This is a genomic window from Algicella marina, assembly GCF_009931615.1.
Taxonomy (GTDB): domain Bacteria; phylum Pseudomonadota; class Alphaproteobacteria; order Rhodobacterales; family Rhodobacteraceae; genus Algicella; species Algicella marina.
In genome coordinates, this window is the sequence record NZ_CP046620.1 from 548,056 (window position 1) to 571,695 (window position 23,640).

20 protein-coding genes and 1 tRNA gene are annotated in these 23,640 nt (G+C 57.8%); 5 read left to right on the forward strand and 16 right to left on the reverse strand.

Annotated elements, in window-relative coordinates; all coding sequences use genetic code 11:
- Nucleotides 1-33: 33 nt before the first annotated feature.
- Nucleotides 34-1,665 carry an alpha-D-glucose phosphate-specific phosphoglucomutase gene (locus GO499_RS02740; protein WP_161860751.1) on the forward strand — a complete coding sequence of 544 codons (1,632 nt, stop codon included), beginning with the start codon at nucleotides 34-36 and terminating at the stop codon, nucleotides 1,663-1,665.
- A gap of 84 nt (nucleotides 1,666-1,749) precedes the next feature.
- A tRNA-Met gene (locus GO499_RS02745) sits at nucleotides 1,750-1,826 on the forward strand.
- A gap of 227 nt (nucleotides 1,827-2,053) precedes the next feature.
- On the opposite strand, the gene GO499_RS02750 is transcribed toward GO499_RS02745, so the two are convergent.
- Genes GO499_RS02750 through ectA form a run of 4 tightly spaced genes read right to left on the reverse strand, consistent with a single transcriptional unit; the run spans nucleotide 2,054 to nucleotide 5,748 of the window.
- Nucleotides 2,054-3,475: an aspartate kinase gene (locus GO499_RS02750; RefSeq protein ID WP_161860752.1), complete on the reverse strand. Its 1,422-nt coding sequence runs from the start codon at nucleotides 3,473-3,475 to the stop codon at nucleotides 2,054-2,056.
- Nucleotide 3,476: 1 nt separating this feature from the next.
- Complete coding sequence (locus tag GO499_RS02755) at nucleotides 3,477-3,878, reverse strand: ectoine synthase (protein WP_161860753.1); 402 nt, start codon at nucleotides 3,876-3,878, stop codon at nucleotides 3,477-3,479.
- Between the two features lie 4 nt (nucleotides 3,879-3,882).
- Entirely contained in the window at nucleotides 3,883-5,169 is a 1,287-nt protein-coding gene (gene ectB, locus GO499_RS02760; RefSeq protein WP_161860754.1) for a diaminobutyrate--2-oxoglutarate transaminase, read from the reverse strand.
- A 48-nt stretch (nucleotides 5,170-5,217) separates the two neighbouring features.
- Nucleotides 5,218-5,748, reverse strand: coding sequence for a diaminobutyrate acetyltransferase (ectA, locus tag GO499_RS02765; RefSeq protein ID WP_161860755.1), 531 nt, complete (start codon nucleotides 5,746-5,748; stop codon nucleotides 5,218-5,220).
- A 238-nt stretch (nucleotides 5,749-5,986) separates the two neighbouring features.
- Between ectA and GO499_RS02770 the strand changes: the two genes are divergently transcribed.
- Nucleotides 5,987-6,469, forward strand: a complete 483-nt coding sequence (locus GO499_RS02770) for a MarR family winged helix-turn-helix transcriptional regulator (RefSeq protein ID WP_161860756.1) — start codon at nucleotides 5,987-5,989, stop codon at nucleotides 6,467-6,469.
- A gap of 116 nt (nucleotides 6,470-6,585) precedes the next feature.
- Here GO499_RS02770 and GO499_RS02775 read toward each other — a convergent pair whose 3' ends face one another.
- The 10 genes from GO499_RS02775 to GO499_RS02820 form a co-directional block, all read right to left on the reverse strand.
- Nucleotides 6,586-7,638, reverse strand: a complete 1,053-nt coding sequence (locus GO499_RS02775) for a ketopantoate reductase family protein (protein ID WP_161860757.1) — start codon at nucleotides 7,636-7,638, stop codon at nucleotides 6,586-6,588.
- 112 nt (nucleotides 7,639-7,750) lie between these two features.
- Nucleotides 7,751-9,268, reverse strand: a complete 1,518-nt coding sequence (locus GO499_RS02780) for a tripartite tricarboxylate transporter permease (protein ID WP_161860758.1) — start codon at nucleotides 9,266-9,268, stop codon at nucleotides 7,751-7,753.
- A gap of 55 nt (nucleotides 9,269-9,323) precedes the next feature.
- Nucleotides 9,324-9,827 (reverse strand): tripartite tricarboxylate transporter TctB family protein, encoded by a 504-nt coding sequence (locus GO499_RS02785; protein WP_161860759.1) that lies wholly within the window; start codon nucleotides 9,825-9,827, stop codon nucleotides 9,324-9,326.
- A gap of 44 nt (nucleotides 9,828-9,871) precedes the next feature.
- Nucleotides 9,872-10,840: a Bug family tripartite tricarboxylate transporter substrate binding protein gene (locus GO499_RS02790; protein WP_161860760.1), complete on the reverse strand. Its 969-nt coding sequence runs from the start codon at nucleotides 10,838-10,840 to the stop codon at nucleotides 9,872-9,874.
- Between the two features lie 145 nt (nucleotides 10,841-10,985).
- Complete coding sequence (locus tag GO499_RS02795; protein WP_161860761.1) at nucleotides 10,986-11,843, reverse strand: universal stress protein; 858 nt, start codon at nucleotides 11,841-11,843, stop codon at nucleotides 10,986-10,988.
- Nucleotides 11,844-11,855: 12 nt separating this feature from the next.
- Entirely contained in the window at nucleotides 11,856-13,523 is a 1,668-nt protein-coding gene (locus GO499_RS02800) for a formate--tetrahydrofolate ligase (RefSeq protein ID WP_161860762.1), read from the reverse strand.
- A gap of 46 nt (nucleotides 13,524-13,569) precedes the next feature.
- Nucleotides 13,570-14,457 carry a methionyl-tRNA formyltransferase gene (locus tag GO499_RS02805; RefSeq protein WP_161860763.1) on the reverse strand — a complete coding sequence of 296 codons (888 nt, stop codon included), beginning with the start codon at nucleotides 14,455-14,457 and terminating at the stop codon, nucleotides 13,570-13,572.
- Nucleotides 14,458-14,513: 56 nt separating this feature from the next.
- Nucleotides 14,514-15,788, reverse strand: coding sequence for a formyl-CoA transferase (gene frc, locus GO499_RS02810; RefSeq protein ID WP_161860764.1), 1,275 nt, complete (start codon nucleotides 15,786-15,788; stop codon nucleotides 14,514-14,516).
- Nucleotides 15,789-15,806: 18 nt separating this feature from the next.
- Nucleotides 15,807-17,567 carry an oxalyl-CoA decarboxylase gene (oxc, locus tag GO499_RS02815; RefSeq protein ID WP_161860765.1) on the reverse strand — a complete coding sequence of 587 codons (1,761 nt, stop codon included), beginning with the start codon at nucleotides 17,565-17,567 and terminating at the stop codon, nucleotides 15,807-15,809.
- Nucleotides 17,568-17,600: 33 nt separating this feature from the next.
- Nucleotides 17,601-18,302, reverse strand: coding sequence for a GntR family transcriptional regulator (locus GO499_RS02820; protein ID WP_161860766.1), 702 nt, complete (start codon nucleotides 18,300-18,302; stop codon nucleotides 17,601-17,603).
- A gap of 307 nt (nucleotides 18,303-18,609) precedes the next feature.
- On the opposite strand from GO499_RS02820, the gene GO499_RS02825 reads away from it, so the two are divergent.
- Complete coding sequence (locus tag GO499_RS02825) at nucleotides 18,610-19,770, forward strand: succinate--CoA ligase subunit beta (RefSeq protein ID WP_161860767.1); 1,161 nt, start codon at nucleotides 18,610-18,612, stop codon at nucleotides 19,768-19,770.
- Nucleotides 19,767-20,645: a succinate--CoA ligase subunit alpha gene (gene sucD, locus GO499_RS02830; protein ID WP_161860768.1), complete on the forward strand. Its 879-nt coding sequence runs from the start codon at nucleotides 19,767-19,769 to the stop codon at nucleotides 20,643-20,645. Before GO499_RS02825 ends, sucD begins: the two co-directional genes overlap by 4 nt.
- Nucleotides 20,646-20,700: 55 nt before the next feature.
- Here sucD and GO499_RS02835 read toward each other — a convergent pair whose 3' ends face one another.
- Nucleotides 20,701-23,118 carry a M10 family metallopeptidase C-terminal domain-containing protein gene (locus tag GO499_RS02835; protein WP_161860769.1) on the reverse strand — a complete coding sequence of 806 codons (2,418 nt, stop codon included), beginning with the start codon at nucleotides 23,116-23,118 and terminating at the stop codon, nucleotides 20,701-20,703.
- A gap of 39 nt (nucleotides 23,119-23,157) precedes the next feature.
- Nucleotides 23,158-23,517, reverse strand: coding sequence for a hypothetical protein (locus tag GO499_RS02840; protein WP_161860770.1), 360 nt, complete (start codon nucleotides 23,515-23,517; stop codon nucleotides 23,158-23,160).
- Between the last annotated feature and the right edge of the window lie 123 nt (nucleotides 23,518-23,640).

Below are 23,640 nucleotides of genomic sequence, written 5' to 3' on the forward strand. Positions count from 1 at the left end.
CTTTGCGCAGGGCCGAAGAGGGGGAATAGCGCCATGAGCATCACCAGCGTCACAACGCAACCGATCGAGGGCCAAAAGCCGGGCACGTCCGGGCTCCGCAAAAAGACCAAGGTTTTCATGGGGCCGCACTACCTCGAAAATTTCGTGCAGGCGGTCTTCAATGCCATTGGCGGTGTCGAGGGCAAGACACTGGTGCTGGGTGGCGACGGGCGGTATTTCAACGAAAGGGCTGCGCAGGTTATCCTGCGAATGGCAGCGGCGGGCGGTGCCGCGCGGATCATCACTGGCCAGAACGCACTTCTTTCCACGCCGGCCGCATCCAATCTTATACGCAGGCGTCGCACGGATGGCGGTATCATCATGTCGGCGAGCCACAATCCGGGCGGGCCGGAGGAAGATTTCGGCGTGAAGTTCAACACTCCAAACGGTGGGCCGGCGCCGGAGGATGTGACGGGACGAATTTTCGACGAGACCAAAACGCTTACCAGCTACAAGATCCTCGAAGCGGGCGATGTCGATATTGCCAGTCCCGGTGAGCGGATGCTGGCCGATATGGTCGTGGAGGTGGTTGATCCGGTGTCCGATTACGCCGAACTGATGGGTGAATTGTTCGACTTCAAGGCCATCCGCGAATTGTTCGCGTCGGGGTTCACCATGCGGTTCGATGCCATGCATGCCGTTACCGGCCCGTATGCCAAGTCGATTCTTGAAGGCGCGCTTGGCGCGCCTGCTGGCACGGTGATGAATGACGTGCCGTTGCCTGATTTCGGTGGCGGCCATCCAGACCCGAACCCGGTTTGGGCCAAGCCGCTGGTCGACCTTGTCATGGGGGCGGACGCGCCGGATTTTGCGGCTGCCTCCGACGGGGATGGAGACCGTAACATGATCCTCGGCAGGGGTGTCTATGTGACACCGTCAGACAGTCTCGCGATTCTCGCGGCCAATGCCCACCTTGCGCCCGGCTATGCCGGAGGACTTGCCGGGATTGCTCGATCGATGCCCACGTCGCGCGCGTCTGACAGGGTGGCGGAGGCCCTGAACATTCCGGCGTTTGAAACACCGACAGGATGGAAGTTTTTCGGCAACCTGCTCGATGCCGGTCGCGCGACCCTGTGTGGGGAAGAAAGCGCAGGCACTGGTTCGGACCACGTGCGTGAAAAGGATGGATTGTGGGCCGTGCTCCTGTGGCTCAACATTCTGGCGGTCAAGCGGATGAGCGTTGCCGAGCTGGTGGCTGAGCATTGGGCGCGGTTCGGGCGGGACTATTATTCGCGCCATGACTACGAGGCAGTCGATGCGGAAGCAGCCACCAAACTGATGGCGGATTTGAAGGCGGCAGGACCGGAACTTGCGGGGCAGACGTTCGCCGGTCTCACCGTCTCGAACGTCGACGAATTCGGCTACACCGATCCGGTGGACGGCTCAATCTCCTCCAGCCAGGGTATGCGGATATTCTTTACATCCGGAGAGCGGGCTGTGTTCCGACTGTCAGGAACGGGCACGGTTGGCGCGACCTTGCGTGTCTACCTCGAAAAACCGGAGCCGGACCCGGAAAAGCAGAATTTGGACGCGCAGGATGCACTGAGCGAACTTATCACAGTAGTGGATGACATTGCCGGGATTTCAACGCGGACCGGTCGGGATGCGCCCGATGTCCGCACCTGAGCAGGACGGCCCGGAATTTCGGGGCGAACGGGCCGCTTTCCCGCTTGACCACAAGGTTCACTACCCCTAAACAACCGGCACTTTGGCGGAGTAGCTCAGGTGGTTAGAGCAGCGGAATCATAATCCGCGTGTCGGGGGTTCAAGTCCCTCCTCCGCTACCAATTTCCCCGCACACCAATGACTTGAAGATTCATGTCTGGCCATGTTCGGCAGGCTCACCCGCCACCCGGCAAGAAGGGGGGGCGGCAGTGGCTCGCGGGATGATCCGATTATATCGTTCCGCCGATGATGGGAGTAAAAGCGCCGACACCGATAACGGCGCCGGCGTTCGCTGATAGAGCTTACCGATACTGCTTCACGTCTGCCGGTGGCTTCGGCACTATCAGCACTAGGCTACCAACGAGATCGATGCACAACGTGAGCGATCAAAGAACACGGCGTGCATAGCCTGAATGGCAGGATCCCGGTCGTTGCGGTTCACTATGAACTGGGCATCGACGTTGCGAGGACCCTGGGTTGCACCCAATGGTGATAGTCCCTCTTGTTCCATAGCCTGGAGGCCGCGCGAGACAACGCGCAGGTCGCTGAGGTCGCGCCCCAGAACGGAAACGATCGCCAGCTTGCGCGTCGTTATCTCCGCCTGCGGGTACTTCGCCGCAAGATCGGCTTCGACGCGGCGCATCGTTTTCAAGGACGCATCGACGTAATGGGTGATCGTGTTTGCGTTCGAGACTTTCGAGACGATGCGGACATTGTGGCGCGTCAGAACTTCAAGAATGGTGGCGTCGTAGCCCTTTACGCCCACCATGTCCTGTTCGAACAGTTCCAACGCAATGATGTCGAGACCGGTGACCATCTCGACTGCCGGTGTGGATGCAGGCTGGTCGTCGATGATCGTACCTGGATCGCCAGGCTCAAACGCATTCGTCACACGCAATGGTACGCCGGCCTGTCGCAGTGTCTTGGCAGCCGAAGGGTGAATCGCTTCCATTCCGAGGTTGGCCATCTGATCGGCCACATCGTAGTTTGTATGGCCAAGTGTCCTGACAGCATCTTCACCGACAAGTTTCGGATCGGCGGAAGACAGATGGAACTCCTTGTGGATGATCGCTTCGCTTGCGCCCGTGATGGCCGCCAGTTGCGAAAACGTAACTTCTGAGTAGCCGCGATCAAACTCGCGCATCAGGCCTTCGCTACATTGTGCATAGCCAGTGACGATTGGCATTTCGATGCTCGGGTCGATGTCCTGCATCGCCCCCTCAATCCTTTCGCGCAAGGTTATGTCGCCGTCGTCGCGCCATCCCGACAGATCCACCAGCCTTCCGTTAATTCCGGCGCGCTGCAACAACAGCGTTGTCACGAAGGCGGAATGTGCCTCGCCCAAACCGGAAAGTAGCTCGCGAATATGCATAAGGTGTGCATTCAGCCGAAAGTGACCGTAGGAACAAAGCCTTTGAAGATCGATCAGGCAGTTGCGGGCGCCTTCGATACGTTCCTGTACGAACGCGGTCGCCTGAGCCTGATCGCCCGGATGGTCAAGTACGGATTCATGCGCGGAGACCATCGCTGATCCAGCGCGGCTCAGCGCGTCGTGCCAGCCATGATGATTCTCATCGTTGGCGAATGCGGCATAAGCACCTGCCTCGCCTGTCTTCTTGTGTTCCAGCAGCAAGTTGGTGATGCCGCCGAATGCCGAAACGACGAAGATCCGTCCGTATCGCACAACACCATCTTCGAGGAAAAGGGTGTCGCGCAACTCATGCAGGCGAGACATGGATGTCCCACCGATCTTTTCCACACTATGGGTCATTTCAAGCCTCGGCGGTCTCTGGAGCGGCGTAGGAGCCATCTTCCCGGTGCACCTCGTTTCCGGTGACCGGAGGGTTGAAGCAGCAGGCCATTACCAGTTCGGTATCTGCGCGCAACGTGTGGCGATCATGCTTGTCGAGCGCGTACATCACGCCGGGTTTTATCGCATGCGTCTCACCAGAGGCCAGATCGATGATCGAGCCGGTCCCCTGCATGCAGTATACGCTTTCGAAATGGTTCTTGTATTCGAACGTGTGCTCGGAACCGGCTTCTAAAAACGTGATGTGGAAGGAAAAGCCCATACCGTCATCTGCCAGCAACATGCGCACGCTGGTCCAGTTCGCATCGGACACAACGCGGTTCTGATCGGTTTTGGCAATCTCGTGAAAATCCCTGACAATCATCTGCTTACTCCGCTGCAATCGTGGTTTGACTGGTGACGCTCTGGGCTGCATCAATGAGCACATTCAGGCCCTTTTCCAGAAGGGCATCGGGTATCGTCAAAGGTGCGAGGATCTTAACCACCTCGTCATCAGAACCTGACGTTTCCACGATGAGGCCCTTGTCGAAGGCGTGTGCGCATATCTCTCCTGCAAGTTCACCTGAACCAACGTCAACCCCGCGCATCATGCCGCGTCCCTTGAGGTAAGCACCTGGAACCATGCCGGCGATGGTCCTGAGCCCGTCTTCGATCAAAGAAGCTCTGCGCTCGATGTCGGCTTTCAGGCGTTCGTCCGACCAGAATTTTTCGATGGCGACCCGCGCGGTTACGAAGGCATGAGTATTGCCGCGGAAGGTTCCGTTATGTTCGGCCGGCCCCATTACATCGTGTTCCGGTCGCACCAGGACGAGCCCCATCGGCAGGCCGAAGCCCGAAACGGACTTCGCCAGCGTCACGATGTCCGGCGTGATGCCCATGTCGTCGAAAGAGAAGAACGAGCCCGTCCGCCCGCATCCCGCCTGGATATCGTCAATGATCAGGAGTGCGCCATGCTTTCTGGCCAGTTTTGCTATCGAAGTGATCCAGTCGGCACTGGCGGCATTCAGCCCCCCTTCGCCCTGAACCGTCTCCAGCAAAATGGCTGCGGGTGCATCCATACCGGAAGAGGGATCTTCCAGCATCGCCCTCAACAAGTCGGAGGTATCGACATCCGTGCCCATGTAGCCATCGTAAGGCAGGCGCGTGACATCGTTGAGGGCAGTGCCCGCACCGCCTCGGTGATAGCCATTGCCAGTGGCTGCCAAAGCACCTTGCGTGACGCCATGAAAGCCGTTGGTGAACGCGATAATGTTGGTTCTGCCCGTGGATTTGCGGGCGATCTTCATCGCTGCCTCGACCGCGTTGGCACCTGTTGGTCCAACAAACATCAGCTTGTGATCCATTGCGCGCGGCCTAAGGACGTGCTCTTCGAACGTCTCGATAAACGCGCCTTTTGCTTCGGTATGCATATCAAGGCCGTGGGTAACGCCGTCGCCGGAGATGTGCTCGATCAGTGCTGTTTTCATATCCGGGTCATTGTGCCCATAGTTCAACGAAGAGCAGCCGGCCAGGAAATCTATATATGTTCGGCCCGCCGTATCGGTCATCTCGGCACCGCTGGCTGTTGAGAAGACCGTATCGAAGCCGCGGCAATAGCTGCGGGCATTGGATTCACGGCGTTTGAAAATGGGCATGTGGGAGGTTTTCGTAGACATACGACCTCTTTCAGGTTTTGAAATGTGGAAGGGTTGAGTGCGCCGCGATCAGGCGGCGTTCGCAAGGCTTTCGGCCAGTGGAATGGTCACCAGGTTTTCTGTCTGGTGCCTGTTCTGGAAGTGCGATGATTTCTTGTAATGTGGCTGAATATCCAGTGGGGAACCTTGCAGTCTGCCAAACTTGCGGAAGAGTGCCCAAGATGCCTCGTTGTCGGCAGTGATGGTCGTCTGGATGCGTCGAACGCCCTCGCAGGCATCTCGTTCCAGAATCTCCTGAAGCATGGTTGTTCCGAGGCCCATTCCGCGGGCGTTTTCCGAGACGGCAACTTGCCAGATGAACAGTGTATCCGGATCGTCGGGCAGGACATATGCAGAAATCCAGCCGACCACTTCACCTCTGAGTTCTGCCAGAACGCAGGTTTCTGAGAAGTGGTCGCATTGGATCATGTTGCAATACATGGAGTTCTCATCAAGAGGCTTGCACGACCTGACCAATTCCCAGACGTCGGCGCCATCTTCTGAGAGTGGCGTCCGCAGACAGGGAATCTTTACGCTGGCAAGGTCGCGTGGGTGTTGCATTCAAGTTTCTCCATTTTGCTTCGCGCATCTAAATATCATCGGCGCCCCACAGCTTCAAGAGGCTAAGCGAATTTACCGAAAAATATGGAATATTGGTGTAAAAAACTTAGATTGTTGGTGCGGAAGCTGAAAGTGGGCAGTAGGGCTGCCTCTAATTCATTAGAAAGACTAAATAGTTTGGTCTTCCCATTCGAGAACTATCCGTGTAGCGTTGACGCCAAACTTGTTTCAGGTCTCAATGGATCGCATCGACTCGAGCCTTGTCGCGCTTCGCCGTATCCTTCGCGCCACCGAACTTTTCGGCAGGGAAATTAAGAAAACCGCGGGCGTCACACCGGCGCAGTTCCGGGTGTTGCAAATTATTTCTGAACATGGATATGCGACGGCTACAACGATCGCACTCCGCATGCGCGTTACTCAAGCCACGGTCACGTCGCTTGTAGACAAGCTTGTGCGCGAAGAGATGGTCGAGCGTGAGAAATCCACGGCAGATCGGCGCCAGATCAACATTCATATCACGTCAAAGGGTGTGAAGACCGTCACTGAAGCTCCCGATCCCCTCCAGCAGCGCTTTGTACGCAAGTTCTCCGCGATGGCGGACTGGGAACAAATGATGCTGGTCGCAAGCTTGGAGCGTGTGGCGGCAATGCTTGACGCCGAGGAGATAGACGCATCGCCGGTACTGGACACCGGCGATTTCAAATTGTCCGAGAGTGACTAGCTGCGATGGGTGTATGGAGTGTCTGGAAATACGACATCTGGTCGGAGCAGCCAAAGAGCCATATGGCGTAGTGGTTCGATCCGGCTCGACAACGCGAAGAGAAGGTGCCCCATCATCTAGGCCGCGACGTTCCGATTTTGCGAAAGGCGGCTGTCGATGGTGGACGCGATTTCATCCACCGCTTCGTGGGACATACCCAATTGATCGCCGATCAGTTTCACGAGCAGATCAACCCGCTCCACATCCGTCGAGCCGGCATCGATAGAGCGGGCAACAGACGAAGGTTTTAGCAGGCCATTGGCGGCACGGGCATATTTTTCGAACGGGACCTGATCATCCTCAGATGCGCCGAGACGCAGCGCGATGGCATCGATATGGTGATAGATCGCTTCCGAAAGTTCGAGATCGCTGTGAACGGCCTCCTTGATCGGGCGGACGCCGGACGTGGTGACGCAGCGGTAGTTGCCTGTCAGTAGCATGCTCCACTTGGCGAAGGGAACAAACAGGCTGTTGAACACCCGTAATTTGACCGGCACATCGCTGTCGTCCAAGCGTACTTCGGCTATGTCCTGTTCCAGTTCCCGCAGCATCAACGTGTGGGTAGGGCTCTGGAAGGCCGCGGCCTTGAAGTTTGTCGGAAGGCCGACATGCAGGATGTTGGCACCTTCGCCTGGGACTCGGAATGCCTGCGGATCCGGGCTGCAAAGAGTGACGAGACCTGGCTCGAAATCGTTCCAGACCTCGGGGCAGGTGTACGCGCTCTGAAGAGAATTCGCGTCCAGTTTCGGTATCCGGTGGAGATAGGCCAGAGGCGGCATGTTCATGATCGAAAGGCACGGAATGTTGGCCTTGGCAATGCGGGTCATCAGGGCGCGGATTTCTTCCGTACCGTATTGCGGTTCAGCCATTGCGAGGGCGACAAGATCGTAGGCATCCACATCAACATTTGCTGGCACGACAGCATCGAGCTTGCCGGTCTGCTCGTTGGATCGGATGGCGCGTGCCTCATCCTCGCCCCTCAGCTTGATGCGGACATCCGTGCCCTTGGAATTGATCAGGCTGGCAGTCTTAGAACGGCAAACGAGTGTTACGTCATGCCCTGCCATCAATAACTTTGTTCCAAGCAGGGACCCGTAGGACGCTCCGAGGATGAGAATTCGGTATGCCATGGTGTCGCTCCTTTTGCCAATCAGCCGGTGTGTGCCAAGCACACACCGCTGTGATCTGAAATAAACCACAGCGGTGCTCCCTCCAATGCATAGAAAAGTCGGAAGAGGGGACTCAGGCGTTCGCCCGTTTGCCCCCGATCCGATCCTTGATCAACTTCAAGAGCGGCAACAGGATCAGGATGATCGCGATTACCGTGATCGGTCCCGCAATCGGGCGGGTGAAGAAGATCGAGGGATCCCCCGACGACAGCAGAAGGGATTGCCGCAGTGTCGGTTCCGCAATCGGGCCCAGCACGATGGCCAGAACCGCCGGCGCAAGAGGATAGTCGAACTTGCGCAGGAAGAACGCTGAGAGACCGAAGAGCAGCATCAGCCAGACATCATGCATGTCCTTGGTTGCCGCGTAGCCACCCGTCACCGAAAGCACGAAGATGATCGGTGCGAGGATTGTGAAAGGCATGCGCAGCATCCAGATAAACAGCGGAATGAACGCGAGGTTGACCACCACCGCCGCCACGTTGGAGACATAGAAGGATCCGATCAAGCCCCAGACGAACTCGCTCTGATCGACGAAGAGGCGGGGTCCGGGGGTTAGCCCCCAGATCACCATGCCGCCAAGCAGAATTGCCGTCGTGGGAGAGCCCGGAATGCCAAGAGTCAGCATCGGCAGCATAGCACCGGTGGAGGCGGAGTTGTTCGCCGCTTCTGGTGCGGCGACGCCGCCCGGATGGCCTTGGCCGAATTCCTGCGGGTTCTTGGCCAGCATCTTTGCCACGCCGTAGGACATGAGTGAGCCCGGTGTTGCGCCGGCTGCAGGCAGAATCCCGACGAAGAAGCCGAGGAAGGAGCCAACAGCCGTGCCCTTCCAGCCGCGACGCATGCCCTCCTTGCTGTCTGCGACGATACCTTTCACGGACATCTTGGCCTCGGTGGACGTTATCTTTCCGCGAGTGCTGTCGATCGTCCAGATCATTTCGCCGATCCCGTAGACACCGATCGCCAGTACGAGGAAATTGATACCGTGGAGGAAGCCGGAGATGTCGAAGAACACCAGGCGAGGTGCGCCCGAAATCTGGTCGAAGCCGACAGAGGCCAGAACGAGGCCGAGGCAGATCGAAAAGATCGTTTTTGGGATGTCATCACCGCCAAGTCCAACGAAGGTGGCGAACGCCAGCAACATAAGGGCGAAGATTTCCGGGGGCCCAAAGCTGAGCGCGACCGATGCCAGCAGCGGAGCGAACAGAGTGAAGAGGATGTTCGCGACCGAACCACCGATGAACGATGCAATCGCGGCTGTCACCAGCGCAAGGCTGGCTCTGCCCTTCAAGGCCAATGGCCGGCCATCGAACGTTGTAGCCACGGCCGTGGATGCGCCGGGGATACCAAGGGTGATCGAGCTGATCGCCCCGCCGTACATCGCGCCGTAGTAGATGGCGGCGAGGAAGATGATTGCCGAGGACGGGGGCACCAGGAAGGTGATTGGCAAGAGGATTGCCACCCCGTTGACGGAGCCAAGCCCGGGCATGGCACCGATGAAGAGCCCCAGCGTAACCCCGACAAATATCAGCGCGAGGTTGAGCGGTTGCAGTGACAGCAGCATGCCGTCGCCTAAAAGTCCTAAGATTTCCATTGGTTAGCCCCGTCAGCCGGTGATCTTGTTCATTTGAAGAGCCATGTTTTTCGTCTCAGTAGATGATATCGTACAGGACGTTGAAAACAGGCGACGTGAAGTCCATTCCCTTGGGCATCGTGATCCGCATCAGACCTTCAAAGAAGAAGAAGAAGGCGATGGGGAAGGTGATCGCAAAGACGAGCGTCAGGAGCCAGGAATGCCTGCCCAGAAACTTCAGATAGTACGTCAGGAATACCATCATCGCACCGTACATCGAGATGATGTTGATGAGCGCGATGAAGCCGAACAACCCGCCACCGACAAAGATGAGCGTCTTCTTGCCCTGTGAGTCGAGCACGGGTTCTTCGGATTGGGACGGCGGAGAAGTCCGCCGTGCCCAGTTGATTGCGATCAGAACCGTCGAAACAAGCATGACCGCGGCCAGCCAAAATGGCCAGGCACCACCTCCGGGGCCTTCGCCCCTGATGTAGCCGATATTGAGTTCTGTGCTTTCCCACATCAGATAGATGGATAAGAGAGCAAGAATTCCAGCTGTTACAATTTCACCAAGTCGCATCCGACCCTCCCAGAAAGCAGTGCCAAGCCATTAAAAAAGCAGGCTTATTCGCCCATTGCGGCGAGCAGTTCGGTATGCCGGACCACTTGCGTGTCCCAGTACTCTCTCTGCTCGTCGGCGTTCATCCAAAGGGGGGAGAGGCTCTCGGATTCGAGATAGGCCTGCCACTCGTCGGATTCGTAGATCTTGGTGAACAAGTCCCGATAGTATTCAGCGGCTTCCTCCGACATGCCCGGCGCTCCGACAACCGCACGCTGGTTGTAGTAGCTGAAGTCATGCCCTTTTTCCTTCATCGTCGGGACGTCCGGATAGGCCGGCATACGCTCATCGGAGAACGCGAGAAGTGGGACGAAATCTCCGGACTCGTAGAAGCCTTTGGCTTCCGCCGGGTTGTTCACCGTCGCCATGATCTGCTTACCAGCAAGATCCTTGGCCACGGCACCACCGCCATCGTAGGGGATGTACTTGATGTCGAGATCGAAGGCTTCCGACATGTACGCAATGACGATGCTGTCTTCCTGGCCCTTACCGGTGCCGCCCATGACGAATTCACCATCGCCTTTTACGGTCTCGAGGTACTCCTCGAACGTATTGATGCCCTGGTCCTTGTGCACCCAGAGCACGAACGGATCGACGCCCATCATCGCGATTGGCGTGAAGGTCTGGATATCGATACCAAGGTTGGACTGCCGAAGTGGCGTGGTGAAGAAAGAGTTGAGTGTCACCAAAATTGTATGATCCGGATCACCCGTACCCTGCAGAGCGATCAAGGCTTCCGCGCCGGAACCGCCGCCCTTGTTGTTCGGGATCAGAGGACGATTGGTGAGGTCCTTTTTTTCGGCGACCGACTGGAGAAACCGTGCGATCTGGTCAGCGCCGCCGCCGGCACCCGCCATGATGACAAAATCTATCGGTTTGGTGGGCTCCCAAGCATGGGCCGGGTTTGCAAAACCTGTAAGCGCAAGCGCCGTGGCGCCCATCATCGTTACGAAAGTACGTTTAGTCGTTTTCATATCTCACTCCCATTGGTTCAGTGTTCAATCCGGCGAACTTCTTCTTCCGAGAAGCTTTGAAACCGGTCTTGCTCAATTAATGTTGGTCACTCCTCCTTCATCGTTACGTGCCTCAACCAGAAGTTTATCCTAAGCCACTGAAAAGTCAGTGACTAAAAAGGATAGGTATGTCCGATTGATCGACAACGGTTTGTGTATTGCCACCGAGCAGCGTCTCCCGCTCGTGACTGTCTCCATATGCGCCCATAATCAGCATGTCAGCGCCGATTGATGACGTTTCGGCCAGCAATGCTGCGCCGATGTTACGGGTCGCCTTAAAGTTGACCACCTGCGCTTTCGTGTCATGGGCGGCCAGGTAGTGCAAAACTTCATCAACTGTCGTTCCGGGCCCGGCATCCGTTCCATTCGTGAGAATCGATACGTTCTGCGCCTCGTGTATTACCGGCAGGCTCTGGCTGAGAGCCCGTGCGGATTCTGCACTGCCGTTCCAAGCAAGTGCCACGTGGGTTCCGAGCTTCTCGGGCGCCTCGGCGTTCGGCGGGCACATCAGCACAGGTCGACCGGAGTTGAACAGCGCCACCTGCATTGTGTTGATGCCAATGTTCCGGTCGCGGTCGGGTTTGGCGACTGCAATGACGTCTACCAGACGACCTTTCCTCTTGATCACATCAACCTGGCGGCCCGTCGCATCCGAAAAAGAGACAGACGCGCCGACGCCGTTCGGGCCATCGACGACCGGAAGCGAAAGCTCCGCCGCCAGCGAGATGAGTTCCTTGCGCACCGCCATGTCTTCATGCTCGGCAACTTGTGCGGAGTTCTTGAGGATCTGCTCTTGGAGCTTCTTTGAAATCGGTACGCCGTAAGGCAGGAGATCTTCCGGGCGCGGTCGGCAATGCACGGCGGCGATGTGCGCGCCATGGGTTCTGGCCAGTGCCGCGGCGAAGCACAGCACGTTAGGTGCTTTGCCATCGCCGCGAACGGGCATCATGATCGTGCGGATCATGACAGTTTCTCCTCAGAAGAGGCCATCTATTTCACCCTTGTCGTTGATGCGGATGTTCTCAGCGGACGGCACGCGGGGCAGGCCCGGCATCGTCATGATCTCACCGCAGATTGCCACGATGAACCCGGCACCGGCAGAGAGCCGCACTTCGCGAACCGGCAGATCGAAGCCGGTAGGTGCGCCGCGGCGGTTCGGATCGGTGGTGAAGGAATACTGGGTCTTGGCCATGCAGACGGGCAGGTTGCCGTAACCGGCATCTTCCCACTGCTTGAGCTGATCGCGAATCTTGCCGTCGAGCACCACGCTGTCGGCGCGGTAGATTTCCTTGGCGATGGTCTCGATCTTCTCGGCCAAAGGCATGTCATCGGGGTAGAGCGGCTTGAAGTCAGCGGTGCCGCCTTCGCAGAGCTCAACAACCTTTTCTGCCGTACCTTTGATACCGGCTCCACCATCGGCCCAGTGCTTGTTGAGTACGGCATCGACACCGCGCTCTTTGCAATAATCCTGGATCGCGGCAACTTCGGCATCTGTGTCGGTGACAAAGTGATTGATGCCCACGACAAGCGGGACGCCAAACTTCTTCAGGTTCTCGATGTGACGCCCAAGGTTATCGCAACCGGCTTTCACCGCGTCCGGATTCTCGGTACCGAGATCGGCCTTGGCAACGCCGCCGTTCATCTTCATGGCCCGAACCGTCGCGACCAAAACCACCGCATCCGGCTTGAGACCAGCCTTGCGGCACTTGATGTCGAAGAACTTCTCGGCCCCGAGGTCGGCACCGAAGCCTGCTTCGGTTACCACATAGTCGGCCAGTTTCAGTGCAGTCGTCGTTGCCACAACCGAGTTGCAACCATGTGCGATGTTGGCGAACGGGCCGCCATGAACGAAGGCCGGGTTGTTTTCAAGCGTCTGCACCAGGTTGGGCTGCATGGCTTGCTGAAGCAGAACCGCCATGGCGCCGTCTGCCTTGATGTCGCGGCAGTAGACGGGGGAGCGGTCGCGGCGGTAAGCGACGATGATGTCTCCCAGACGCTTCTCCAGATCCTTCAGGTCGGTTGCGAGGCAAAGAATCGCCATGACTTCCGACGCGACGGTGATATCGAAACCGCCCTGACGCGGGAAGCCATTTGCAACGCCGCCGAGGTTGTGGACGTTGTCGCGCAGAGCGCGGTCATTCATGTCCATCACGCGACGGTAAGCAATGCGGCGGATGTCGATGTCCAGCTCGTTGCCCCAGTAGATGTGGTTGTCGAGCATGGCTGCCAGCAGGTTGTGCGCTGAAGTGATCGCGTGAAAATCACCGGTGAAATGGAGGTTCATGTCCTCCATAGGCACAACTTGAGCGTAACCCCCGCCGGCTGCTCCACCTTTCATACCGAAGTTGGGACCGAGCGAAGCTTCGCGGATACAGATCGCGGCCTTCTTACCGATGGCGTTCAGGCCATCGCCCAAGCCAACCGTTGTGGTAGTCTTGCCTTCTCCCGCAGGTGTCGGGTTGATCGCGGTTACGAGGATCAGCTTGCCATTTGGCTTGTCGGCGAGCGATTTGATGAACTCTTCTGAGATCTTGGCTTTGTCATGGCCGAAGGGCAGCAGATGTTCGTTGGGGATGTCCAGTTTGGCGCCGATTTCCTGGATCGGTTTCTTGTTGGCTTTGCGGGCAATTTCGATATCGGACATTGTGTGATCTAGCCTTTGTGAGGGATTTGGTGGCGTTGACTTGATTTTAACCGAGGGAGTTGAACCATTCTGAAGCCGACATTTTCTTGCCGCCCTGCGGCTTAAGGCGCTTGATCAGCACGCGTCCGCCTTCCGCCTGCATGACAATGCCTTCGTCAGTCACTTCGACGACTTCGCCTGGCGTGCCCGAGCCCTCGCGCCGCTCGGCATCGTAGAGTTGCACCGGCTGATCCTTGATCGTGGTTGAGGCACCGGGGGCTGGGTTCGCCGCGCGGATGATGTTGTAGACGTCAGCAACCGGCTTGCTCCAGTCCACAGCTGCGTGATCGCCCTTGAACCAGCTCTCGTAGGAGCCTTCGTCGAGACGCTGATCGTGCTTGAGGATGACACCGGCCTTCACAAGTTCGAGCCCTTCGATCATAGCATCGACGCCCATGGGGAACAGCTTGTTGAAGTACACGTCCCCGATGGTTTCATCCGGTCCGATCTCACAGGTTTTCTGCAGCATGATCGGCCCTTCATCCAACCCGTCATCGGGCCAGAAGATTGTTAGGCCGGTACGGGTTTTGCCCATGGCGATAGGCCAGTTGATAGAAGACGGGCCACGATGCTCGGGGCAGAGCGACGGATGATATTGGAACGTTCCATATTTGGGGGCGTCTCGTACCGCCTCCGGCACGAACAGAAGCACGTATGCCATCATGCAGACGTCTGCTTCGAAACTCTGCATAAGTTCCAGAGCTTCGGGTGTCTTCCAACTCGCGGGTTGGTGGACGGGCAGACCCTTTTCGCGGGCGAATTCCACCAGCGGATCCTCGGGTCTGCCTTCCTTGGTCGGGGCGCAGCAGACAGCCACGACGTTCTCGCCCCGCTCCAGAAGTCTTTCCAGCACGGCTTTACCAAAGGCCTGTTGGCCGTGAACTACAATTCGCATTCTTACCCCTCCCTGTGTGGGTTCGGCGGTCGATCTCGGCCGACTCGCCGGCTCAGTTATTCAGCAGCAAGCTTGTTGGGGTCGCCCACCGCTCCGCTCTCGATGATCTTGGCGAGGTCTTCGCCCTGATAGCCCAGCACCTGGCTGAGGATCTCCGTCGTGTGCTCGCCGAGCAGGGGCGATCTGACCACCTCCACCGGGCTTTCCGATAGTTTGATTGGGCAGCCGACAGATGTGTAACGTCCTCGCTCGGGGTGATCGACATCGACAATGGTGCCGGTGGCACGCAGCCCTTCATCCTCGATAATTTCCTTGGTGGAAAGGATCGGGCCGACGGGGATGTTGAGAGGATTACAGATGTCCATGACTTCGAATTTCGTCTTGGTCATTGTCCACTCTTCGATCCGGCCGAAGATCTCGTTCAATTTGTCAAGCCGCTCCGGCGGAGTGGCATAGCCCTCCTTCGTCTTCCACTCAGGCTCATCGATCACATCGCAGATCGCCTCCCAGACAGCGGCCTGGGTGATGAAGTAGGTGTAAGCGTTCGGATCGGTCTCCCAGCCCTTGCATTTGAGGATACGGCCAGGCTGTCCTCCGCCGCTGTCGTTGCCGGCGCGCGGCGTAGCTTCGCCGAAGGGAATACCTTCGCCGAACTGGCTGTATTCTTTCAGAGGTCCGGCATCCAGGCGCTGCTGGTCGCGCAGTTTCACGCGGCAGAGGTTTAGAACACCGTCCTGCATCGCAGCGGAAACCTTCTGACCTTTTCCGGACTGTTCCCGGTGATAAAGTGCCGTCACGATTCCGAGGGCAAGGTGCAGGCCAGTACCACTATCGCCGATCTGCGCACCGGTAACGAGCGGGGGGCCATCGAGAAAGCCGGTGGTGGAAGCGGACCCGCCCGCACACTGTGCGACGTTCTCATAAACCTTGCAGTCCTCGTACTTGCCCGGTCCGAAACCCTTGATCGAGGCGAGGATCATGCGCGGGTTGATCTCCTGGATGCGCTCCCAGGTGAAGCCCATGCGATCAAGGGCTCCGGGGGCAAAATTTTCCACCATTACATCGCAGGTTTCGATCAGCCGGGTCAGAACCTGCTTGCCCGTCTCATTCTTGGAATTGAGTTCGATCGATCTCTTGTTGTGGTTCAGCATCGTGAAGTAGAGGCTGTCCGCGCCCGGTACGTCCACGAGTTGCTTGCGTGTCGCATCGCCGACGCCGGGACGCTCCACCTTGATCACATCGGCGCCAAACCATGCAAGCAGCTGTGTGCAGGTCGGGCCGGACTGGACGTGTGTGAAGTCCAGAATTTTGACACCTTCTAGGGCTTTCATTTCACTGAAACTCCGGCATTACTTGATTTTTTGAGCCTGCGGGTAGCGCTGCTGCGCCACGACCGAAGACGGGTTCAGGTTGCCGATATTTCCGCTTTCCTTACCGGCATCTTCGGCAATGATTGCATTGATCAGCGTAGGTTTGCGGCTGGCAAAAGCCTGCTTCACGGCTTGTCGCAATTCATCGGGATTATTGGCTGTGACACCGACGCCACCGAAAGCCTGCATCATCAGTTCATACTTGCTGCCCTTGACGAAAACAGTGGTTGACGGGTCTTCTCCGCCAGACCAGTTCTCGCCGTCACCACGATAGATACCGTTGTTGTTCATGATCACGATGCAGACAGGCAAGTTGTAGCGGCAGACCGTCTCGATCTCCATTCCGCAGAAGCCGAAAGCACTGTCGCCCTCTACGGCGAGAACCTGATTTCCGGTTTCCACGGCGGCGGCGATGGCGGAACCCATTCCGATCCCCATGATGCCCCAAGTGCCGACATCCAGACGCTTGCGCGGCTTGTGGATGTCGATGATCGACCGGGCTTGATCCAGCGCGTTGGCGCCCTCGTTGACGAGAACCACATCCGGGTTTTCCGCGATCAAGTCCTTCAGCACGCCGAGCGAACCGGGATAGTCCATCGGGGAATTGTTGTTTTTAAGTCGGGGGGCCATACGCTCGATGTTGGCCTGTACCTTGGAACTGACGGCACCTGTCCAGTCTTCCGAGGGTTTTTGCCAATTGCCACCGATCTTTTCCAAAAGTGCGGTAGTGGTGCTCTCGATATCGCCAATCAGCGGGGCAGAAATCGCCTGGTTGCTGTCCATCTCTGTCGGCTCAATGTCGATCTGAACAAACTTTTTCGCGCCTTTCTCACCCCATGCCTTGCCTTGCCCATGGCTCAGAAGCCAGTTCAGACGCGCACCTATCAGGAAGACGCAATCGCTCTCCTTCAGTACCAGCGAGCGCGCGGCAGAGGCGCATTGCGGGTGGGTATCGGGCAGGAGGCCCTTTGCCATCGACATGGGCAAATATGGGAAACCCAGCGTTTCGACCAACTCTTTGACCTGTTCGTCGGCCTGTGCGTAAGCCGCACCTTTTCCGAGAATAATCAAAGGCTTTTCGGCGCTTTTCAAAACTTCCAGAGCCCGGTCCAAGGCTTCCGAGCTGGGCACACTGGCCGGGTTCGGATCCACCACCTTGATCATGGATTTCTGGCCTTCCGCCGCGTCCATGACCTGGCCGAGCAGAGCGCCCGGCACATCAAGGTAGACACCGCCGGGGCGGCCCGTCAACGCCGCACGGATGGCGCGGGCGACACCGAGCCCGATATCTTCGGCGTGCAAAATGCGGTAAGCGGCCTTCGCGTGAGGGCGGGCGATAGCCAATTGATCCATTTCTTCGTAGTCACCGCGCTGCAGATCGACAATCTCACGCTCAGACGAGCCTGAAATCAAGATCATCGGCCAGCAATTTGTCGTGGCATGAGCCAGAGCAGTTAGGCCGTTGAGGAAGCCGGGGGCCGACACTGTCATGCAGATCCCGGGTTTCTTGGTTAGGAAGCCGGCAGCGGCGGCGGCATATCCGGCATGTTGTTCATGACGGAAGGACAGAACCCGCAATCCCTGCGCCTGCGCGTAACGCCCAAGATCGGTGATCGGAATGCCCGGCACGTTGTAAATGGTTTCGACGCCGTTGATCTTCAGAGCGTCAATCAGCAGATGAAAGCCGTCTGTCAGGCTTTGTGGATCCGCCACTTCCAAGTTTTCCACTGTTGCAGACATTCTCTCTCCCTAATGTCTATTATCGCGTTGTTATCACGCGTTTTTTTCACCCGCGGCGCGGGCGTCCAGTTTTGTCCAAGCGCGGCGAACATGCTCATGCAGCCGCATCGTGTGCTCTCTTGAAAGTCTTGCAGCCACATCGGCCTCGCGCGTCTCCAGCGCTTCGATGATCCCCATGTGATCGACCACGGAGTTCGCCGCCCGATCATTTTCCGCCAACGCGCGGCGACGAACGGCGTACATGTGAACGAACAGCCGCTCCGCCATGTCCTTGAGTTGTGCGCTTCCGCACATCTCAAATATCATCTGGTGAAAACGGATGTTGGCGTCCGAATATTCTGAAAGATCGGCGCGGGCGGAACTCGCACTGTGCGACATGGCATGTTTGCGCAGTGCCGCTATCTGCTTGTCGGTCGCGTTCGTTACGCTCAGTCGTGCTGCCATGCTTTCCAGCGCCGCCCAGGCAACGATCATATCCAACACATCATCCATTGTCTTCCGCAGGACAAACACGCCCTTGCGAGGCCGGACTTCAAGAAAGCCTTCCTGTTCCAGGCGGGAAAGGGCTTCGCGCAGGGGGGTTCGCGAAATGCCGAGTTGTTCGGAGAGCGAGCGTTCGTCAAGGCGAAGGTTCGCGTCTTCGTCATAGATATTCATGTCAATGATAGCCGCCCTGAGCATTTCGTAGATTTGCTCTTTCAGCGTATTGTTTGTTGGAATCGGGCTCAGTTTCATGACTTCGTTTGGGCCTTGCGGTTGCCGCTGCGACTCAGTGCTATCTGGTATACCATACGCCACGGATTTTCGTCGTGCAATGAAAGGTTAAGACTTTTGTCTGGATTTCGTTTCTATCTATTGTGCGGCGCGCAAATATCTTCGCGGAGCCACGTTGGCTTCGATGTGACATTATATAATAAATTCAAGAGGTTGATAAAAAACAGGAGGCGCCGCATAGCTGCAATGTTTCCAGCGTTTGACCGACTCGAGTCCGTGGTATACCATATGCCACAGGGGTCGGAATAGGCCCGGGAGGAGCCAAATAATGAACTTGTCGGAGCACAGATCGAAGGAACTTCTGGCCCAATACGGGATCCCGATTCCCGCGGGCAGGTTCGCTGAAACAGCGCAGGAAGCCGAGGCGAGATGCCGAGAGATTGACGCGAAAAAATACGTGGTGAAGGCGCAGATCGCCGCCGGAGGCCGTGGGCTGGCGGGCGGAATTCGCTTTGCCGCAACGCCTTCTGCCGTGCGTGCGGAGGCTGACGCGATGATCGGCAAGCCGCTCGTTACCGAACAGACGGGTCCCGTCGGCCAGATCGTGAAGGGTGTTTACGTAGAGGCGGCCGTCGATGCGAGCCAGAGTTATTACGTCGCTCTGCTTCTGGATCCGGAAACCGCGCGTCCCGTCCTGCTTGCATCGCTGGAGGGCGGCGTCGAGTTTGAGAAGAGCGCCGCAAACAATCCGGGTATTGTGCGCCGGTTGTTGCTGGGTGGCACCTCCGTGAAAGAGATAACTTCCTTTCTATCAGACCTTGGATTGCCAGATGCCGAAGGCGCTGCGGGACTGATCGTTAAGATGGAGGAAGCCTTTGTTGCCAATGACATGCTGCTCGCTGAAATCAACCCGCTTGTTGCGGCACCGGGCGGATGGCTGGCTGTCGATGCAAAGGTGAGTCTGGACGGCAATGCAATGTTCCGGCATCCGGAACTCGAAGCTTTGGTGGAGGATCAAAACCTCTCGCCGGCGGAAAAGGTCGCGCAGGAAAACGAGATCAATCTTGTGAAACTCGATGGCAATATTGGCGTCGTGGTGAACGGTGCAGGTCTTGGCCTTGTTACCAACGATATGCTGACCAAAGCTGGCGGAGTGCCGGCAAATTTCATGGATATTCGGACCACGGCCACGAGTTTTCATATATCACGCGGTGTGCAGTTGCTGCTGGAGGATCCGAACGTGACGATCATCCTCGTCAATGTTCACGGTGGTGGCATGACGGTTTGCGATACTGTCGCCGAGGGCATCGCCTTTGCCTATTCAAAGGCGCAGCGTTCGGTGCCGATAGTTGCCCGGTTCGCGGGCCAGAGTGCTGACTGGGCCCACAAGATCTTGAGCGACCGTATGTTGCCGGTGGAAAAGGCCGCCAACATGACGAATGCTATTGAACGCGCTGTTGCCAAGGCAACTGGGGAGGCCAAGCGATGAGCATTCTTGTCGATGAAAACACCAAGGTGATCGTTCAGGGCATGACCGGACGCTCGGGCACATTTTATACCGATTTGGCAATTCGTTATGGTGCCAGTTATGTCGGCGGCGTGCGGCCGGGCAAAGGCGGCACAACGCATCTTGGCCTGCCGGTTTTCGACAGTTGCGCAGATGCTGTGAAAGCGACCAGTGCCAACGCCAGTCTCGTGATGGTGCCAGCGCATAGGGCCGCAGACGCGATCCTCGAGGCGATAGAGGCCGGTATCGGCGTCATCGTTTGCGTTACAGAACGGGTGCCACAGCACGATATGACCAGAGTGAAGGCCGCGCTGAGTGGCAGCGACAGCATTTTGATCGGACCCAACTCCCAGGGTATCCTGACGCCTGGCAAGTGCAAGATCGGCGTGATGCCCACCCGCGACGCACAGGCGGGCAGTGTCGGGATTGCGTCGCGTTCGGCGTCGCTGACTTCGGAAATCCTTGCGCAGGCCAGTGCCGCGAACCTTGGGCAATCCACTACCGTCGGAATTGGCGGCGATGCCATCCATGGGATCGGTTTTGTCGAGTGTCTGAAACTGTTTCGGGAAGATGCTGAAACGAAAGCTGTTGTTCTCATAGGAGAAATTGGCGGCAGCGAGGAGGAGGCAGCAGCGGCCTATCTGGCATCTGAACCCTTTGGCAAGCCCGTGATTGCCCTGATCGCCGGCATCCACGCGCCGAAGGAAAGAAGAATGGGGCACGCCGGCACGCTTGCCGTACTTGGCGCCACAAGTGCGAACGAAAAGATTGCGGCGTTGCGTGCGGCCGGGGTGATCGTTGCCGCGAATGCCGACGACGTTGTGCCTAAGGTCGTTGATGCCCTTACAGGCGGCTAGCCCGGAAACAAAAATGGCGCCCGGCGGGCGCCATTTCCGAAGCTGAGCGTGCGACTTAGGCGAAATTGAAATCGCCCGCGTCGATCAGCGTGTGATCGAAGTTAACCAGCCGGATGCGAACATCACTGAAATCGATCAGCGTATCCGCACCGGCGTCGGAAACGGAAAGCTGCCAGAAAGCCGCCGCGCCGCTGTCGATGCGGATCGTGTCCACGCCGTCCTGGAAGTCGAGAATGCGATCCGTGCCGTCGCCGGAATCGAAGACGAAGACATCCGCCCATGTACCACCGGCAAGAGTGTCGTTCCCTGCATTGCCCCAGATCGTATCACGACCGGCACCGCCACGGACGTCATCCGCGCCGTTGTCGCCACGAAGCCTGTCATTACCTGCATAGCCGAACAGTGTATCGCTGCCATCGCGGCCTTGCAGGACATTGCGGGCACCATTGCCGTGAATGATGTCGTTGCCCGATCCACCGGTGACGTTTTCGATGCTGATGAAGGTTTCCTGGCCGGAGTTCGTGTTTTGAGAACCGGAAATGTTCAGGTTTATCCGCAGGTTGGCGCCTGAAAGGTAGCGCGCTGTGTCGATGCCTCCACCGCCGTTGTAGATGTCATTGCCCCATCCGCCGTCCAGCGTGTCGTCGCCGGCGTGCCCTTGAAGATTGTCGTTCCCGGCAGCGCCCATCAGCAGATCGTTGCCGTCGCCGCCGCGCAGGCTGTCGTTGCCCTGACCGCCGAAAAGATTGTCGTTTCCATTGAGGCCGATCAAAGTGTCGTTGCCGTTCTTGCCGAAGGCGCGGTCGTTGCCTGCTCCGAGATTGATGACGTTGTTTGCGCCAGTGCCCCAGACGGAATCCGCACCGGAGCCGGTGGTGACGTTTTCGAAGTTGCGCACGTAGTCGGAACCATTGCCGTATCCGAGATCCTGCAGACCCCAGATGTTGAGGCGGACATCGGTGTCGTAGCTGCTGACGTAGCGAACGGTGTCGATGCCGTCTCCGCCATTGAGCGTGTCGATGCCGTTTCCGCCTTCGATGACATCGTTGCCGGCGCCACCATTGATCGTGTCGTTGCCGTCGTCCCCGAATGCGCGATCATTACCGCCGCCGAGGTTCATGACGTCGTTGCCGTTGCCGCCGCGAACGACGTTCCGGAGGCTGTTGCCCTGGATGGTATCATTGCCGCTGCCGCTGACGAGGTTCTCGATGTCCACGCCGCGGAAGATGAACATATTGCCGTCAAGACCGCCGATATCCGAAGAGCGACCGGCCCGCAGATCAATCCGCTGATCGTAGACGTAGCCACTGAAATCGAGCGTGTCGATGCCACCGTCATCGTAGATCGTAAAGGCAACCGGGTCGTTCTGGTTGGTGATTTGATTCAAATAGCCTGAAACGCCGACGGAGTTGAAGCCGTAGGTGGTGTCGCCGGTTCTCTGGTTGGTCGGTCTGCCGTAAAGGTCTTGAATCGCTATGATATCTGCCATCATGGGTGACATGATGTAGGCGTAGTCGGCGTCGACGTTGGTGTTATCTGTCTGGCTGAAATAGGACATCACTGTCGCCTGCCAGCTGTCATTTAGGTAGTCGTTGTCCTGACCGTAGATGGCGGAGCCGTTGTAGTTACCGGCGTGGCCGAGGCCGAGGGCGTGGCCGATTTCGTGGATGAAGGTCTGGAAGGTGTAGCTGTCCAGTTCGGACCCGCCGCCATCCCAGCTGGAAGATACGTTGACGTGGCTGGAAACGATGCGGCTGCCGGACAGGTTGCTCTGCGCGAAGGCACCGCTTTCGTTGTCGTCAAACGTGATGTCGGCGCCGGAAGTGACCCTTCTGAACGCGATGCCGGTGACATTTGTCCATGCCTCGAGGGCGTGGGTGGCGAGGGCTGCGCGAGCGCTGGTCAATCCGGACAGGTCAACGGTCAGTTCGCCGCCAGCACTGACGTTGAAAGAGCGGGCGCTGCCACCCCAATAGCCCTCTGTTAGTTGCTCGGCGATTTCATCGTAGGTGTAGTTGCGGGGAGGTTCCGGGGTGTCGACCTCGATGATGTAGTCGCCGTCGTAGTTGTTGTTCCAGGAATCCGCTTCGATGTAGTAGGTGCCGGTATAGCTGGCGGTGAATACGAGGCGCGAGTTGTATCCTGCGCCACCATCATCGTTCTCTGTAATGTACCCGCCGCCGGAATCGAACAGGCGCAGGTAAGGGTCGTCGAGACCATCGCCGCCGGTGGCGTCCAGCGTAATCTCGTATTGCTGACCTGCTGTCAGGTTGATGCGGACCCAATCGGTATCGCCGACGCTGAGGTAGCCCGTGAACGTGTCACCCACGTTCATGCTGTAGGCCGTGCCCGTGTTGGAAGCGGCATCGGAGCCGCTCTCGCTACGTGCAGCATAGTCGCGACCGGTGTCAGCGAGCTCTGCAAATACGCAGTCTTCGTCGTAGGGACGGAACTCGGCGCAGAGGGTACACATGATTGGTTATCCTTTTCCTAACGGGCACCAGAAAACTGGTTACTTCTTGATGGCGTCGGGGAGACCGGCGCTTTGGAGTAGGCTGGCGGCGAAGCGTTTGTAGGCAGCGGCGTCCAGTGTCTTGTCTACGATCGAAACGGTGAGGTCCGGGCCCTGCCGGCCGCCGCCTGCGCCGTGCCAGGCGAGGCTGGCCGAGGCTTCGGTGGGGCTGTGGGACAGCAGGGTCAGCGTGACTTTCACATCTGCCGCCTTGTCGGAGGAGGGCGCCAGCGCGACGCTGGAAGCGGGCAGCATCTCTTGCATAACCGATTGCAAGGCCAAACAAATTTCAGCTTTCGCCTGCGGGTTCTTACCCTCACAGCCAATCACGATTCGCTGCGCCGAGGCCTGTGAAGACATGCCGGAAACTGCCATGAGAAGAGCGATGGCCCCCAGAGATTTGCGAAGCACTACAGCCCCTCCCGCCACTTGCAAATTATCAGATCTGTCCATCCGATCGCAAGGTTTCGGTCGAGTTAGTAC

Excerpts from the sequence above, each read along its gene's own strand:
- GO499_RS02740 (WP_161860751.1), top strand. The coding sequence starts at position 34 with ATGAGCATCACCAGCGTCACAACGCAACCGATCGAGGGCCAAAAGCCG.
- GO499_RS02775 (WP_161860757.1), bottom strand. The coding sequence starts at position 7,638 with ATGGCATACCGAATTCTCATCCTCGGAGCGTCCTACGGGTCCCTGCTT.
- frc (WP_161860764.1), bottom strand. The coding sequence starts at position 15,788 with ATGAAAGCCCTAGAAGGTGTCAAAATTCTGGACTTCACACACGTCCAG.
- GO499_RS02805 (WP_161860763.1), bottom strand. The coding sequence starts at position 14,457 with ATGCGAATTGTAGTTCACGGCCAACAGGCCTTTGGTAAAGCCGTGCTG.
- GO499_RS02770 (WP_161860756.1), top strand. The coding sequence starts at position 5,987 with ATGGATCGCATCGACTCGAGCCTTGTCGCGCTTCGCCGTATCCTTCGC.
- GO499_RS02790 (WP_161860760.1), bottom strand. The coding sequence starts at position 10,840 with ATGAAAACGACTAAACGTACTTTCGTAACGATGATGGGCGCCACGGCG.
- sucD (WP_161860768.1), top strand. The coding sequence starts at position 19,767 with ATGAGCATTCTTGTCGATGAAAACACCAAGGTGATCGTTCAGGGCATG.
- oxc (WP_161860765.1), bottom strand. The coding sequence starts at position 17,567 with ATGTCTGCAACAGTGGAAAACTTGGAAGTGGCGGATCCACAAAGCCTG.
- GO499_RS02840 (WP_161860770.1), bottom strand. The coding sequence starts at position 23,517 with ATGTCTTCACAGGCCTCGGCGCAGCGAATCGTGATTGGCTGTGAGGGT.
- GO499_RS02800 (WP_161860762.1), bottom strand. The coding sequence starts at position 13,523 with ATGTCCGATATCGAAATTGCCCGCAAAGCCAACAAGAAACCGATCCAG.
- ectA (WP_161860755.1), bottom strand. The coding sequence starts at position 5,748 with ATGCAACACCCACGCGACCTTGCCAGCGTAAAGATTCCCTGTCTGCGG.
- GO499_RS02755 (WP_161860753.1), bottom strand. The coding sequence starts at position 3,878 with ATGATTGTCAGGGATTTTCACGAGATTGCCAAAACCGATCAGAACCGC.
- GO499_RS02750 (WP_161860752.1), bottom strand. The coding sequence starts at position 3,475 with ATGACCCATAGTGTGGAAAAGATCGGTGGGACATCCATGTCTCGCCTG.
- ectB (WP_161860754.1), bottom strand. The coding sequence starts at position 5,169 with ATGTCTACGAAAACCTCCCACATGCCCATTTTCAAACGCCGTGAATCC.
- GO499_RS02780 (WP_161860758.1), bottom strand. The coding sequence starts at position 9,268 with ATGGAAATCTTAGGACTTTTAGGCGACGGCATGCTGCTGTCACTGCAA.
- GO499_RS02825 (WP_161860767.1), top strand. The coding sequence starts at position 18,610 with ATGAACTTGTCGGAGCACAGATCGAAGGAACTTCTGGCCCAATACGGG.
- GO499_RS02785 (WP_161860759.1), bottom strand. The coding sequence starts at position 9,827 with ATGCGACTTGGTGAAATTGTAACAGCTGGAATTCTTGCTCTCTTATCC.
- GO499_RS02795 (WP_161860761.1), bottom strand. The coding sequence starts at position 11,843 with ATGATCCGCACGATCATGATGCCCGTTCGCGGCGATGGCAAAGCACCT.
- GO499_RS02820 (WP_161860766.1), bottom strand. The coding sequence starts at position 18,302 with ATGAAACTGAGCCCGATTCCAACAAACAATACGCTGAAAGAGCAAATC.
- GO499_RS02835 (WP_161860769.1), bottom strand. The coding sequence starts at position 23,118 with ATGTGTACCCTCTGCGCCGAGTTCCGTCCCTACGACGAAGACTGCGTA.